This window comes from Paenibacillus sp. fava2, from assembly GCF_058313675.1.
The window spans coordinates 6,112,403-6,125,274 of the sequence record NZ_CM177755.1; the positions used below are offsets into that span (position 1 = coordinate 6,112,403).

General features: G+C 52.0%; 16 protein-coding genes. 8 read left to right on the plus strand and 8 right to left on the minus strand.

All coding sequences use genetic code 11. The features are described from left to right. Position 1 precedes the first annotated feature (1 nt). Positions 2–1,180 (plus strand): MFS transporter, encoded by a 1,179-nt coding sequence (locus AC4G46_RS26865; RefSeq protein ID WP_491125394.1) that lies wholly within the window; start codon positions 2–4, stop codon positions 1,178–1,180. A gap of 287 nt (positions 1,181–1,467) precedes the next feature. Then, positions 1,468–1,824: a DNA primase gene (locus tag AC4G46_RS26870; protein WP_068726529.1), complete on the plus strand. Its 357-nt coding sequence runs from the start codon at positions 1,468–1,470 to the stop codon at positions 1,822–1,824. A 74-nt stretch (positions 1,825–1,898) separates the two neighbouring features. On the opposite strand, the gene AC4G46_RS26875 is transcribed toward AC4G46_RS26870, so the two are convergent. Further along, on the minus strand, positions 1,899–2,516 hold the full coding sequence (locus AC4G46_RS26875; protein ID WP_491125395.1) for an SCO family protein: 618 nt from the start codon (positions 2,514–2,516) through the stop codon (positions 1,899–1,901). 15 nt (positions 2,517–2,531) lie between these two features. Then, entirely contained in the window at positions 2,532–3,464 is a 933-nt protein-coding gene (cyoE, locus tag AC4G46_RS26880) for a heme o synthase (RefSeq protein ID WP_491125396.1), read from the minus strand. A gap of 262 nt (positions 3,465–3,726) precedes the next feature. Here cyoE and AC4G46_RS26885 point away from each other — a divergent pair, with 262 nt between their 5' ends. Beyond that, positions 3,727–4,731, plus strand: a complete 1,005-nt coding sequence (locus AC4G46_RS26885) for a metal-dependent hydrolase (protein ID WP_491125397.1) — start codon at positions 3,727–3,729, stop codon at positions 4,729–4,731. A 90-nt stretch (positions 4,732–4,821) separates the two neighbouring features. Here the strand turns inward: AC4G46_RS26885 and AC4G46_RS26890 are convergent, their stop codons facing one another. Then, the gene (locus AC4G46_RS26890; protein ID WP_491125398.1) at positions 4,822–4,968 is read right to left on the minus strand and encodes a hypothetical protein; all 147 of its coding nucleotides are present in this window, start codon (positions 4,966–4,968) and stop codon (positions 4,822–4,824) included. Positions 4,969–4,991: 23 nt separating this feature from the next. Here AC4G46_RS26890 and AC4G46_RS26895 point away from each other — a divergent pair, with 23 nt between their 5' ends. Next, positions 4,992–5,186 carry a hypothetical protein gene (locus tag AC4G46_RS26895; protein WP_491125399.1) on the plus strand — a complete coding sequence of 65 codons (195 nt, stop codon included), beginning with the start codon at positions 4,992–4,994 and terminating at the stop codon, positions 5,184–5,186. Here the strand turns inward: AC4G46_RS26895 and trpS are convergent. Next, positions 5,183–6,172, minus strand: coding sequence for a tryptophan--tRNA ligase (gene trpS, locus AC4G46_RS26900; RefSeq protein ID WP_491125400.1), 990 nt, complete (start codon positions 6,170–6,172; stop codon positions 5,183–5,185). The genes AC4G46_RS26895 and trpS overlap by 4 nt on opposite strands. A gap of 438 nt (positions 6,173–6,610) precedes the next feature. Between trpS and AC4G46_RS26905 the strand changes: the two genes are divergently transcribed. Then, positions 6,611–7,585 carry an aldose 1-epimerase gene (locus tag AC4G46_RS26905; RefSeq protein WP_491125401.1) on the plus strand — a complete coding sequence of 325 codons (975 nt, stop codon included), beginning with the start codon at positions 6,611–6,613 and terminating at the stop codon, positions 7,583–7,585. Between the two features lie 100 nt (positions 7,586–7,685). Further along, a complete protein-coding gene (locus AC4G46_RS26910; RefSeq protein WP_039876911.1) occupies positions 7,686–7,919 on the plus strand; it encodes an alpha/beta-type small acid-soluble spore protein in 234 nt (77 codons plus the stop codon). A 140-nt stretch (positions 7,920–8,059) separates the two neighbouring features. Here AC4G46_RS26910 and AC4G46_RS26915 read toward each other — a convergent pair whose 3' ends face one another. Beyond that, positions 8,060–8,473 (minus strand): O-methyltransferase, encoded by a 414-nt coding sequence (locus tag AC4G46_RS26915; RefSeq protein WP_090719521.1) that lies wholly within the window; start codon positions 8,471–8,473, stop codon positions 8,060–8,062. 466 nt (positions 8,474–8,939) lie between these two features. After that, on the minus strand, positions 8,940–10,739 hold the full coding sequence (locus tag AC4G46_RS26920; RefSeq protein WP_491125402.1) for a M3 family oligoendopeptidase: 1,800 nt from the start codon (positions 10,737–10,739) through the stop codon (positions 8,940–8,942). Between the two features lie 113 nt (positions 10,740–10,852). Between AC4G46_RS26920 and AC4G46_RS26925 the strand changes: the two genes are divergently transcribed. Together AC4G46_RS26925 and AC4G46_RS26930 are read left to right on the plus strand one after the other, a co-directional pair. Further along, positions 10,853–11,032 carry a YycC family protein gene (locus AC4G46_RS26925; RefSeq protein WP_491125403.1) on the plus strand — a complete coding sequence of 60 codons (180 nt, stop codon included), beginning with the start codon at positions 10,853–10,855 and terminating at the stop codon, positions 11,030–11,032. Continuing rightward, complete coding sequence (locus AC4G46_RS26930; protein WP_068726555.1) at positions 11,029–11,259, plus strand: hypothetical protein; 231 nt, start codon at positions 11,029–11,031, stop codon at positions 11,257–11,259. The genes AC4G46_RS26925 and AC4G46_RS26930 overlap by 4 nt, the downstream gene beginning before the upstream one ends. Positions 11,260–11,361: 102 nt before the next feature. Here the strand turns inward: AC4G46_RS26930 and AC4G46_RS26935 are convergent, their stop codons facing one another. Together AC4G46_RS26935 and AC4G46_RS26940 are read right to left on the minus strand one after the other, a co-directional pair. Beyond that, complete coding sequence (locus AC4G46_RS26935) at positions 11,362–12,072, minus strand: DUF2225 domain-containing protein (RefSeq protein ID WP_491125404.1); 711 nt, start codon at positions 12,070–12,072, stop codon at positions 11,362–11,364. 31 nt (positions 12,073–12,103) lie between these two features. After that, the gene (locus AC4G46_RS26940; protein ID WP_491125405.1) at positions 12,104–12,487 is read right to left on the minus strand and encodes a globin domain-containing protein; all 384 of its coding nucleotides are present in this window, start codon (positions 12,485–12,487) and stop codon (positions 12,104–12,106) included. Positions 12,488–12,872 lie beyond the last annotated feature (385 nt).

Here is a 12,872-nt window from a genome sequence, read left to right on the forward strand (position 1 = left end):
CTTGAAAACCGCACTGTGGCTGTATCTGTTTCTGTTTCTGGCCTTCTTTGACCTGCATGCCCAGTATCCGATCCTGACCCCGTTTGCCATGTCACTCGGTGCGGGTCCTGCCTTCATCGGCTGGATGATGGGCATGTATTCACTGACCCATCTGCCAGGCAATCTGCTGGCAGGCGTACTCGTCGACAAGAACGGCAGCCGGCGCTACATCGTCTTCAGCCTCGTGGCTGCCGGCGCGCTGCTGCTGCTGCAGGCTTACGCCCAGCTTCCCTGGCATCTGCTCGTGCTGCGAGCAGCCAGCGGCTTTGCGCTGGCCTTCCTCTCCCCCGCCTGCATGACACTGCTGGCTTCGCTGTCGGATGATTCGGCAACGCAGGGTAAATACATGTCCGGCCACGGCATTGTCCATACCCTCGCCTCCGTGGTTTCTCCCGCAGCCGGTGCCTATATTGTGCACAGGGCAGGCTATTCCGGGACCTTCAGCACACTCGGCTGGCTGCTGATTGCCACCGGAATCATGGCTCTGGTCAGCGTGCCGAAGCATTCGCCTGCGCGTGTCCGCGCCGGTGTGCCGAAGACTATGCCTGCTCCGGCCGAACCCTCCCTTGCCGTCCGCAAGGAAGCCAAAACCAGCCGGCGCTATTACCTGCTGCCTTTCTTCATCTCCTGCTCGCAGGGTGTCCTGTTCTTCGAGCTGCCGCTGTCGCAGGGGCAGGACGGGATGGTCTCCACAGGAGTCCTTCTCTCGCTGATGAGCCTCGGGGCGCTGGCCACACTAAGCCTGATGTTCCTTAACCGCCTGTCACCAGCCATCCGCATTGCCGCAGCCTTGCTCGCAATGGCGCTCTGCTTCTTTACCCTTGCCGCATTTACAGCCATTCCTGCTGGCGCTGTCCTGTTCCTGCTCGGGGCCGCTAAAGGCGTGCTGTTCCCGGCCATGGCCTCCCTCTTCATCAGTCTGGGGAACGGCGGCCATCTGGGCCGCACCTTCTCGCTGCAGTCGATTGCCATGTCGCTTGGCGCTTTTGCCGGCCCGGTTGCCGCCGGACAGCTTCGCGGATATGTCTCCCCTTATTTCATTGCCTTTGTGCTGCTGATGACCGCAATCCTGCTGCTCCCGCCAAAAGGCGACAGCCTGCGATCCGCCTACCATCCAGGCTTAAACAGTCCAGCCGCATAAAAAAATACCGCAGGGGCCAGCCTCACCTGAACACTCTTGCAGTGTAACAAAAGCCGCTAAAGTCCGCGCCATACTGCTGCTAAATTCAGTCATTTCATCACCCGGCCGCCGCCGGGTGATCTTTCTTTTACGACATTTCCCGGGTAATGATTCTACTTCTGTCGTATACGGCTGTTAAAAATGGCGAAGCTTAGGTAGAATAACAGATAAGTACCTGCATTAATGTTTAATCCGCTTAAGCATCCACACTCTTTTCAGACCATTTCAGAGCCAGAGGTGACCCGCTTATGTCCATTACTATCATTGTTGAAGGCAAAAACGACAAGAGCCGCCTGCGCCGCGTGCTTAGCCCCGAGGTCGACATTTTGTGCACCTTTGGTACGCTTAATACGCTCAAGCTGGATTCACTGCGGCGTAAAATCGGGGACGGCGAAGTATACCTATACATGGATAATGACAGCTCCGGTAAAAAAATCCGCGGCATTCTGCGTGATGCCTTTCCGGACGCAGTTCACATCTATACCCGCAGAGGTTATGCCGGTGTCGAGGGCACGCCGGATGAATACAGCATTACCCAGCTCGAAAAGGCAGGCCTTGAAGAGTTTATTATCTATCCGCAGCCGCTCCCTTTTCTGGAACGGTAATACATGAAGAAGCCTTGTTCAGATCCGCGGACAGCAGCGGAACCGGACAAGGCTTCTTTTGTGCAGAATACGTTTTATTCGCGGGCCAGCTTCTTCAGGGAATCCGCAAGGAAATCAGGCGTTACATTCTCCGTATCCCCGGCATCGTAAAGGCCGCGGAGCTGATTGTTCCGGTCGACCAGGCCGATCAGATTAGCATGGGCAAAGTTATCCTTATTGTCCCCGTATATGAGAACCTTGAAGGAGTCTGCCGCCAGCTTGCGTACCTGTTCCTGATCCCCCCGCAGAAAATACCAGCCGTCATAATTCGCGTGAAAGCGGTCAGCGAACGTCCTGATCGCTTCGCGGGTATCTTTCTCAGGGTCAAAGGAGATGGAGACAAACGCCGTATCCTTGCCGAAGCTGCCGTCCTTGACCAGCAGATCCTGGGTCTCAGACAGCATATACGTGGTAATCGGACATACATCCGGACATTCGGTGAAAAAGAAATACACCAGCCGCGCCTTCCCTTGCGTATCGGCCAGCGTAATCTGCTCACCGTCCACATTCTCCAGAGAGAAGTCCTGTACTTCCCCGATAACCGGCAGCTTGCTTTTGGCCAGGCCCATTGAGTTAACTGCCAGAAAAACCGCCATACACAGGGCAATCAAAAGCAGCAGCCAGGTCCATTTGTAGCGTTTCAAGGTTTGCACAGGCTTCTCCCCCTCTTAACCGTGGATTGTATTTAATACAAGCGCGATCAGGCTGACAGTGAGGTAATTAATGGAGAAAAAGAAATTTTTCTTGGCCCAGGCATCATCATCCTTAGCCTTAAAGCCGATTATAGTCAGATAGAGCCAGGCTACAGACAAGCCAAGCGATATAACGAGATAGAAAATCCCTGCATAATCATATGCATACATCAGCACAGGTACAGGCAGCAGCAGCGCCACGTAAGGGATCATCTGGAACTTGGTGCGCCGTACGCCCTTCACAACCGGAAGCAGCGGGAAGCCTGCAGCTCTGTACTCCTCTTTGCGGCGGATGCCCAAAGCCCAGAAATGGGGCGGCTGCCACAGGAAGAGCATGGCGAACAGCAGCCACGCACCAAGATCCACTGTACCGGTAACAGCAACATATCCGATAACCGGCGGCATTGCACCCGAGATTGCGCCGACCGAAGTGCTCCATGTCGAGGTTCTTTTAAGCCAGAGTGTGTAGACAACCACATAGACGAACACGCCGACAATGCCAAAAATTCCGGCCAGGACACCGCAGAAGGCAAACAGCACAGCCAGACCGGCTATACCGAGCACGATGGCGTACATCAGCACTACGTTAGGCTTCAGCCTGCCGGTCGGCAGACCGCGTTCGCGTGTCCGTTCCATTTTCATATCCAGATCACGGTCGAAATAGTTGTTAAACACACAGGCCGAGGCCATTACCAGCATCGTTCCAAGCAGTGTCAGGATTAATTTGCCGTACTGCACATCCCACCCTGAAGCCACCCAGTAGCCCGCAAAGGCAGCGATCAGGTTGGAGCGGATAATGCCTGGCTTCGTTACTGTAATAAAATCACGCCAGCCGGCACCCTCCGGGGGTGATTTGGCTTTTGCTGCTGCGGAATCGGTAGAAGCTTGATATCTCAGTTGATTGTCCACGTGTGGCGTTCCTCCTTCTAAGGGACTTCTAAGCGTTCTATCGGAGCTTCCAATCATTTTACATCGTTCTCAATTGAGAAAAATATTCACTCCGCTGTTAACTTTATCATATCAAAACGCAAAAGACTTTGACAATCATCGGCCCGGATGTTCATCAATTCGACAATTACGTGACTTTATTTATTTCCCGTCCGTCTAAATAAGTCAGCTTGAAAATGGGTAGTTATTAATAGAGAACTTCCGTACAAAGGAGATCTGACCAATGGATACAGCAACACATTTTGTAATGGGCCTCGGACTTGCCGGACTTTCTTTCGTTGATCCTGTTGTGGCCTCGCAGCCGTCCCTGGCAGGAGCCGTCATGATCGCCACTGTACTGGCTTCTCAAGCCCCGGATGCCGACACGGCGCTGCGTCTCAAAAATAATGCCGTGTATATCCGCAACCACCGGGGGATTACCCATTCCCTGCCCTTTCTGCTCTTGTGGCCGGCTCTGATTACCATAGTCATCGGCCCGTTATTCGGCCTTACAGATCTGCAGGCATTAAGCCATATCGCTCTCTGGAGCTTTATCGGTGTTGCCGTCCATGTCTTTTCGGATCTGTTCAACACCTACGGCACACAGGCCGCCCGGCCGTTCACCGAGAAATGGATCGCCTGGAACATTATCCATATCTTTGACCCGTTTATCTTCGGCAGCCACGCAGCTGCGATTATACTCTGGATCAGCGGTATCGTGCCTCCGGCTCCGCTGTTCACCATCCTGTATATCTGCGTAGCAGCTTACTACGTCTGGCGGACGGTTGTGCATGCCCGGATTACACACCATATCAAAAACAAGGATATGCACCATGATCCGGGAGACCGCTACATTGTCATCCCTTCCATCTCGCCTACGCGCTGGAATGTGGTCAAAGCCAAGACAGACGGCAGTTACAATGTAGGCGTGCTAAACGGCGGAAAGCTGGAATGGTTTAAGCATGCCGTATGCTCCACCCATCCTGCGGTAGAGCATTCCAAGTCACATCCGGATGTTCAAGCCTTTCTGTATTTTACCTCCTATGCCGTGGCCGAAGTTGAGGAGCTTCCCTCCGGTTATATTGTACGCTGGGGGGATGTGCGTTATTTACACCGCAAGCAATTCCCTTTCGTAGCAGTGCTGGCTATGGACAGCGAATACCATGTGCTCAACACTTATGTCGGCTGGCTCAGCAGCGAAAAATTGGATGAACGGTTCGCCATCGATCCAGGTTCGATGAAGCTCTAGCCTATACGCCTTCAGCAGCAACAGGCAGGACGGCAATCTCCCGCAGTCAGGGGATAGCCGCTCTGCCTGTTTTGCTTCACCCCTTGGAAATTATCCCTCTTGACGCCTGAGGCGGCATGGGGCACAATCTCCATAAAGCGTTTTCAGTAGCAATTCTGCATCTTTGAAAATATTCCCTGCTTTTACAGGCAAAAAATCCTGCACGGCGGAAGCCGGCAGGATCAATTCATTCGCCATTATAGAAAGGAAGGCTGGCTGATATGGGTAAAGGTCTGTCGCTATGGTTCGCAACATCTTCAATACTGATTCTTACAGCCGCTTCAATCTCTATTAGCTACAACATTTGGCTGGCGCTGCTGCTGGGCCTGCTCTGCATCTTTAATATCGGCTGGGGCTTTATCCTCAAAGCCAGACTGAGACGCAAAGCGGAAGCCGCAGCGCAGCGTTCCTCTTAACGGTAAGGCAGGAAGCCCATCCGTTCCTTCACTTCAGTGAGCGTCTGGGAGGCTACGCCGCGGGCGCGCTCCGCGCCCTGGGCCAGAATATCCTCAAGCATACCCGAGCTGCGGATTTCCTGATACCGCTGTTGCAGCGGCTCCAGTGTAGCCACCAGCACCTCGCCCAGATTCTTTTTGAAGCCCCCGTACATCTGCCCTTCATACTGATCGGCAATCTGCTGCAGGCTCAGGCCGGAGCACTCTGCATAAATGCTCATCAGATTGCTGATTTCCGGCTTGTTTGCCGGATCGTACACCACTTCACGCCCCGAATCGGTAGTCGCCCGGCTGATTTTTTTACGGATAACATCCGGCGGATCCAGCAGTGCAATGTAGCTGCCTGCATTAGGGTTGCTTTTGCTCATTTTTTTACTTGCATCGTCCAGCGACATAATCCGGGCGCCTACTTCCGGAATATATGGTGCAGGAACAGTGAAGAAATCACCGAACCGGTGATTAAAGCGGCCTGCCAGATCACGGGTCAGCTCCAGATGCTGCTTCTGGTCTTCTCCTACGGGTACCAGATCAGCATTGTAGACCAGAATGTCTGCCGCCATCAGTGAAGGGTATACGAACAGCCCTGCGCCTACCGAATCTTTACCGGAGGATTTGTCCTTGAACTGTGTCATCCGTTCCAGCTCGCCCATAGCAGTCAGTGTAGTGAGAATCCAGCCCAGCTCAGCGTGCTGGGGTACATGTGACTGCATGTATACGTTGGAAATTTTAGGGTCAATCCCTGCTGCAAGATAGAGTGCTGCAACGGACTGCGAGTTCTCCCGCAGCGCCGCAGGATCCTGAGCCACTGTAATGGCGTGCAGATCCACCACCATAAAGAAGCATTCATGCTCCTGCTGCAGCTTCACAAAATTTTTGATTGCGCCAATATAGTTACCGAGGGTCAGGGAGCCGCTGGGCTGAATGCCCGACAATACTTTTTTAGCCATGGTAATAATTACCTCCATTTATTAATTCCTATTTAAGCGAACGCAAAAAGGCCCCACATCCGCAAGGGACGTGAGACCGTGGTGCCACCCTTATTCGCTGATCGGGAGTTCCGGCAGGAACAATGCACAAATCAGCCTTAGCTTCCGGTAACGGGGAAGAGCCGTCCGGTCTACTAAGGCCTGCAGCCTGTTCAAACGCGGCGCTCAAGGGTCCATTCGGCCAGGAGTGTCCTGCCGGTTCGCATCAACCACCGGTTTTCTGAAGGCGCACTTTCTGCTTACTTGTCCCTGTCATCACATTGTAATCAATTCTTAATGCATTCATCATAGAGCGAACCCCGGATGTTGTCAAATCGCTTAACTACTCCTGCCTAAATCTGTTATGATAAAGATATTCGTGTTCTATGCAATCAAGTAAATTAAAGGAGCATATCTCTTATGAAACAGGTGACCAAAGGACAGTGGGGCGGTTATGATACCTATATTTTGCATAGCCGTGAACTGGAAGTCACGCTTTTGCCGCGTCTGGGGAACAACGTGATTTCCTTGTGGGACCGTAAGGAAGAGCGGCAAATCCTGCGCACGCCTGATGAAAGCGACTTGGCTTTCTATATGCAGAAGCCCTATCATTTCGGCATCCCGCTGTTAGTTCCTCCAGGACGTATACGCAAGGGACAGTTCCGGTTCGGGGGTGCAAGCTATCAGTTCGAGCAGAACTCGGCAGGAGACCATCACATTCACGGCCTGCACCGGACCCAGTCCTGGTGTGTCAGCGACATTGAAGAAGATGAGGACGGCTGTGCGGTAACGACTGAATTTAATACCGCTGACGATGACAGCTGGATGGCACAGTTCCCTGTTCCGCTGCGTCTGGAAATGACGTTCCGGCTGCAGGATGCCAGACTGCAGCAGACGCTGAAGGTCACTCATTTAGGAGACACAAGCATTCCTTTCGGGATCGGCTACCACACCTGGTTCATGATTGACGGACAGCCGCAGCGCTGGAAGCTGACTTTGCCTGCTGAGAGCATCTATGAACTGAATGACGAGCTGCTGCCGAGCGGCAATCTGCTTCCTCTGGGTTCGCTGGACTCCCTGCATGATGGCATGAGCCTTTCAGGCAAGGATCTGGACACCGTGCTGAGAACAGGCGGACAGCAGCCGTCCGAAGCCCTGCTGATGCGTGATGACGGATACGGCATCCGTTATACAGCGGATAAGAACTATTTCCGCCATTGGGTTATCTACACCAAAGGCCTGGCCGAGCAGTATCTGTGTGCCGAGCCGTATACCTGGCTGCCGGATGCGCCCAATCTTGACCGGGATGCTTCTTTTACAGGGCTGATTACCCTGAATCCCGGTGAAACGCTGACCTTGCCGAGCACACTTGAAATCCTTTATCCCACGCTCTGATTTTCATATAATTTCCAGCCTTAAAAACTTCTGATTCCGTGCATGAATTCCCCTCCCCGCGCCCATACTATCTTCACAACGGACGAAGGAGGTGACAAACATGGGTCAAGCAGGTCAACAAGGTCGTGGAAGCCGTTCTAATAACCTGGTCGTTCCACAAGCGAATGCAGCGCTGCAGCAGTTGAAATTCGAAGCAGCACAGGAGCTTGGCGTAACGATTCCTCAAGATGGTTACTACGGTAACTACACTTCCCGCGAAACCGGTTCTTTGGGAGGTTACATCACAAAACGTCTGGTACAACTGGCAGAGCAACAACTGTCCGGTCGTGCGTAGTATCTAATTTTAAACGGATTTATCCGGCAGGGTTCATTCCCTGCCGGGCTGGTTATCAGCCCGTCTGCGCTTCATGCCGAAGCGCGGGCGGGCTTTTTGATGATTCTGTGCAGGCACTATGTATAAAGTTTATTAAGCGCTCAGCCTAAGTACTTGTCGGCCATTTCGCCGGCGTGCGGGCCCCGCGGAGCCCGGATCATCAGATTCGCCATATTGTAGTTAGACTCCAGTACCGCGTCAACCGCCACCATGCCCTGGCGGACAGCAAATTCATAGCTGATTTCACCATGCGTCCAGCGGCGTTTGTATTTCAGGCTCTCCAGCGCCATAAGGCGAAAGGAGGATTGCTGGGCAGAGGTTAACCCGTCCTGCTCTTCATTGAAGCTGCCGCAGCGGCCGGACAAGGGATTATGGCGGATACCGAACTTTCCGATGACATTATTTCTGATCTGCATGAACACAGTACCTGAGCTTAGCCCGGACAATTCCTCCTGCAGTTCCTTGAATACCAAATCCACCTGTCTTGCCAGAGATAATTGTTCCGTCCGTAGCATATTGTTCCCCCTAAAAGTTTTGTTAGCATAGCTTCCTGATTATTCTTCGCAAAACTTGCTCCGAAAGCATACACTTTGTTTTTTGTTAGCATAGCTTCCTGATTGGTCTTCGACAAAACACTCTTCGACAAATTTCTTTTCAAAAGCGTCTAATGCGTTTAGCTCTCCGTTTTTCCATGCAATTTCACCTTCACATTTATGCCTAGCAGGCCTTATATAAGGCTTTAGGCTCATTATAGGACACAGTTTTCAGAGCTTCAACATTATTCAACATAATTGGGTTAATATTCCTAAATATGCGCAGTTCACAATGTATTTTTTTGAAAATAACTCTAAATAACGACCGATTTCGACAATAATCCATACAAAAAAGCCTCTAAAAAGAGGCTTTTTTCGCATTCACACGTACATTAAACAGTACCATTCATTCTGCAATATTATGATTTGTCTCATTTTTGACAAACATTCAAGCAAATTGTTCAGTCAGACGCAGGAATTCGTTGATATCCTCCACGATAAGATCTACCGCACCCTGCCAGAAATCCGGCTTCGTAAGATCGACTCCAAGATGTTTCATGACCAGATCCTCCAGCGTCATCACCCCGGTATCCCGCAGCAGGCTGTCATATTTATCCGCGAACGACGGTCCTTCCTGCAGAGCCAGACGGTATAGGCCAGTGCTGAACATATAACCTACAGTATACGGGAAGTTGTAAAATGGAACATCCGTAATGTAGAAATGCAGCTTGGAAGCCCAGAAATGCGGGTGATATTCGGACAGCACGCCGCAGAATGCTTCTTTCTGAGCTTCTTCCATCAGCACCGACAGCTCCTCGGCGTTAACAAGACCCTCCTTGCGTTTCTCGTAGAAGCGGGTTTCGAACAGGAAGCGTGCATGGATATTCATAAAGAAAGCTACGCTGTTCTGAATTTTCGCTTCAAGCAGGGCCAGCTTTTCATCCGCATCAGAAGAAGCCTTAACCTGGGCGTCAGCTACAATTACTTCCGCAAAGGTGGAAGCGGTCTCCGCCACATTCATAGCGTAATTTTGGTTGAAGAAGGGCTGATCATCCAGCAGGAAGGAATGGTAAGCATGGCCCAGCTCATGTGCCAGTGTCGACACGTTGGAGGGTGTACCGCTGTATGTCATAAAGATTCGCGATTCCTTGCTCTCAGGGAACGATACGCAGAATCCGCCCGGACGCTTGGCCGGACGGTCTTCGACCTCAATCCAGTCATTGTCGAAAGCCTGCTCGGCAAAATCAGCCAGCTTCGGACTAAATTTGCGGAATTGCGTCACAATGTCTTGTGCTGCCGTTTCGTAAGGAATTTTGCCGGAGGATTTGCCGACCGGTGCATCCACATCAACCCAGGACAGTGAATCCTTGCCGAGGACCTTGGCTTTACGCTGCAGGTAGGAAACAAGCGACGGTTTATTTCTGGTGATTACTTCCCACATCTTATCAAGTGTAGCCCGCGACATGCGGTTGATGGCAAGAGGCTCCTTGAGCACATCCTCCCAGCCGCGTCCCTTGTACAGCTTCAGGCGGAAGCCGGCCAGATGATTCAGTGTATCGGCACTATAATCTTCGGCAGCCGTCCATGCCGCCTCCCATTTCCGGAACATGGCTTCACGGACACCGGCATCATCATCACTCAGCTTGTTGAACGCCTGACCGACAGACAGCAGCTTGGTCCCGTCCTTGTCTTCAAAAGGGATTTCGATTGCTCCGACAATGCTCTCATAATGCTCGCTCCAGCCGTGATATCCGTCGACGGCCAGCTCAAGAGCAAGGCTTTCCAGCTCGGGGTTCATCTTCTCCCGGGCCTGGTCGCGGCGTTCACTGAGTACAAACGTAAGCGGGGCAATCTCGGGGCGGGACATCCACTGTGCCCATACCTCATCAGAGGTCTGGCGCAGGATGCTGTCAAACCGGGAGCTGATGCCTTCGAACCCGGCACGGAGTCCTGTTACCTTGGCGGACAGGCGGACAGCCCCCTTATCCTGCTGGTTCTGGGCGCCCAGGCAGCCGGCGAATTCCGAAGCCTGCGTCAGACGTGCGGCGCAGCTCTGCAGCAGTTCGATCACGCCATCCAGGGCAGCCGTATCATAGGCATTGACAGGAAATACAGCGCTGTTAACCTGTTCACCCAGAGCAGCGATATCGTCTTCGAGCTTGTTCAGGAAGTCTGCGAACTCGGCGGAGGAGGATCCCCCCGGAAAAATGGAGTCCAGATTCCAGGTTACTGAGATAGGTTGTTTCATAGCTTTTCACCAATCCTTTGCACATATTGGGTTTTCTTTGTATTTGACTCTGAGCCATGGTAAAGTGAATACGAAAAGGAGCAGTTCATCACATTTTTAAGGAGGGCTGCAACATGAAGCCACTGCAGATTTCGCCGGAAACGGCCATTACCTTATCGAAACAGCTCGGCGTTCCCCTGGAACACTTGATGCATATGCCTCAACATATTTTGCTGCAGAAAATTGCCGAATTATCCAAGAAACAGAGCGAGACCGCCGGTCCTGAAAGTCCGCCTGAGAAGGAACAGGAATGATTCCTTTCAGCCATACCTGGCCTTATGACATTATTTACGGGGACTTGTATGTACAGACCTGTCCGTTCTGCAGCAAGGAGAACGTGCTTTTGCCGATGAAACCAAAGGAACTGCAGCTTGTGCGCGACGGCAAAAAAAAGCTCCTGGTGTTCCCCTGCTGCAGCACAAGCCCGACGGTCATCGACAATGATGCCGATTACCTGCTGTTCGACCGTGCCGTCCGCTGACCGGTTGGGCAGAACCGCAGCCTTGCACTGCGGATAAAGCGCAAACAGGGAATCCTGTATTGCGCTTTATTTATGCCCATTATAGAGCAGCTCTCCACAGCATTACAGATTCGCGCCTTCCGGCATTCCATCCGGTTCAGCGTCCTCCCCGCGCATCTGCTCCCGCAGCAGGGCCCACTGCTCACGGGCCGACCGGATCATCGCAGCATCCATAATTCTCTGGTCGTTAATCAGGCGCGAAAACCATCTTACGGCTTTGTTATACTCGCCTACACGGCGGTTCAACTCGCCGATAAGGAACATCAGCCTCGCATCATTGCCGCCCATCCCGTCATTTTCAAACACTTTAATGTATTCATCAAGCGAGTAGCGCAGGAATCGCTGCTCCTGCTCTGTATCTCCCTTGTAACGGTACATCCAGGCGATATGATGCAAGTGGCTGGCGATAATCCGCGATTTATCGTTGATACACTGGCTGCAGATCAGCGCAAGCTTGTAGGTTTCGAGAGCAGTTTCCCAGCTGCGTTTCCCGCCGAAATCCCGGGTCTGCCAACGGCTTGCCACCTGCTCCTTAAAAGCCTTCTTCTGCCAGTCAGCCAGCTTGTCAGCTGAATTTTCGGTAGAAGCGAACCCGCAGCTCGGACAGATGCGCACCACATAATAGTCCGGATTCTCGTCTTTATAATAGGAGCAGAAATCAGCATCCCGGCGGATGGCCCGCTTCAGGCTCGGACGCACCCTTGAGGTAGAAAATTCATTTTCACAGTGAATACAGATTACTTTTATTGAATACAGGGGGATTAATTCCGACAAATGCCCTCATCCTTTCACAATCAGCAGCTCTTTATTCCTCGGGCATATTGACAAAATGATGCGCAGGTCCGGAAAGACGGTTCAGCAGGGCCGAGCGTAGCGGCTCGCTGACTCCCGACTCTTCCAGCGCTTCTTTCATGCAGTCCAGCCACTCCTCCGCCCGCTCGGGTGTGATAGGGACATGCATATGCCTGGCTCTCATCATCGGATGTCCGTGTTGCTCCGAAAATAAAGCCGGTCCGCCAAAAAACTGGCTTAGAAATTGAAACTGCTTTTCCATAACAGGAGTAATATCAGCAGGAAATAACGGGCTGAGCTGCGGATGAAGCTGCACCTTGGCATAAAATACTTCCACCAGCCGGTGAAGCCCCTCAGCGCCCCCCAGGTTGTCATACAGGCTTTGGTTTGGATTCATGGAGGTTACCAGCTTTCTTCCTTTTTAGTGTAGTCCTTTTCATTATAACAAAATAACCCCACAAAGTGGGGCCTTAACATGGATGCTGGTTCAGGTACTTTACGGAGCCGAAAGCTCAAAAATTCTTATAATTTAAAAAAAGAGCACTAAACTAGGTTTAGCGCCCTGTACATTATTTAATAGGTCCTGAACTCCTCATCACCGGGAGGGACGAGCGAGACCCGGATTACATATACAAAAGCACAAACCAGAACTCCGGCAACCACACTCATCACCATCACTCCATCCCTAATTATTGATCTAAAATAGCCCCACAAAGTGCGGCCTCTCATGGATGCTGACTCAGGTACTTTGCGGAGACCCCAAAAACTTAAGGCGTGCGTTT

Coding starts and splice junctions, on each gene's coding strand:
- AC4G46_RS26870 (WP_068726529.1), top strand. CDS start 1,468: ATGTCCATTACTATCATTGTTGAAGGCAAAAACGACAAGAGCCGCCTG.
- AC4G46_RS26885 (WP_491125397.1), top strand. CDS start 3,727: ATGGATACAGCAACACATTTTGTAATGGGCCTCGGACTTGCCGGACTT.
- AC4G46_RS26890 (WP_491125398.1), bottom strand. CDS start 4,968: ATGGCGAATGAATTGATCCTGCCGGCTTCCGCCGTGCAGGATTTTTTG.
- AC4G46_RS26895 (WP_491125399.1), top strand. CDS start 4,992: ATGGGTAAAGGTCTGTCGCTATGGTTCGCAACATCTTCAATACTGATT.
- trpS (WP_491125400.1), bottom strand. CDS start 6,172: ATGGCTAAAAAAGTATTGTCGGGCATTCAGCCCAGCGGCTCCCTGACC.
- AC4G46_RS26905 (WP_491125401.1), top strand. CDS start 6,611: ATGAAACAGGTGACCAAAGGACAGTGGGGCGGTTATGATACCTATATT.
- AC4G46_RS26910 (WP_039876911.1), top strand. CDS start 7,686: ATGGGTCAAGCAGGTCAACAAGGTCGTGGAAGCCGTTCTAATAACCTG.
- AC4G46_RS26915 (WP_090719521.1), bottom strand. CDS start 8,473: ATGCTACGGACGGAACAATTATCTCTGGCAAGACAGGTGGATTTGGTA.
- AC4G46_RS26920 (WP_491125402.1), bottom strand. CDS start 10,739: ATGAAACAACCTATCTCAGTAACCTGGAATCTGGACTCCATTTTTCCG.
- AC4G46_RS26925 (WP_491125403.1), top strand. CDS start 10,853: ATGAAGCCACTGCAGATTTCGCCGGAAACGGCCATTACCTTATCGAAA.
- AC4G46_RS26930 (WP_068726555.1), top strand. CDS start 11,029: ATGATTCCTTTCAGCCATACCTGGCCTTATGACATTATTTACGGGGAC.
- AC4G46_RS26940 (WP_491125405.1), bottom strand. CDS start 12,487: ATGAATCCAAACCAAAGCCTGTATGACAACCTGGGGGGCGCTGAGGGG.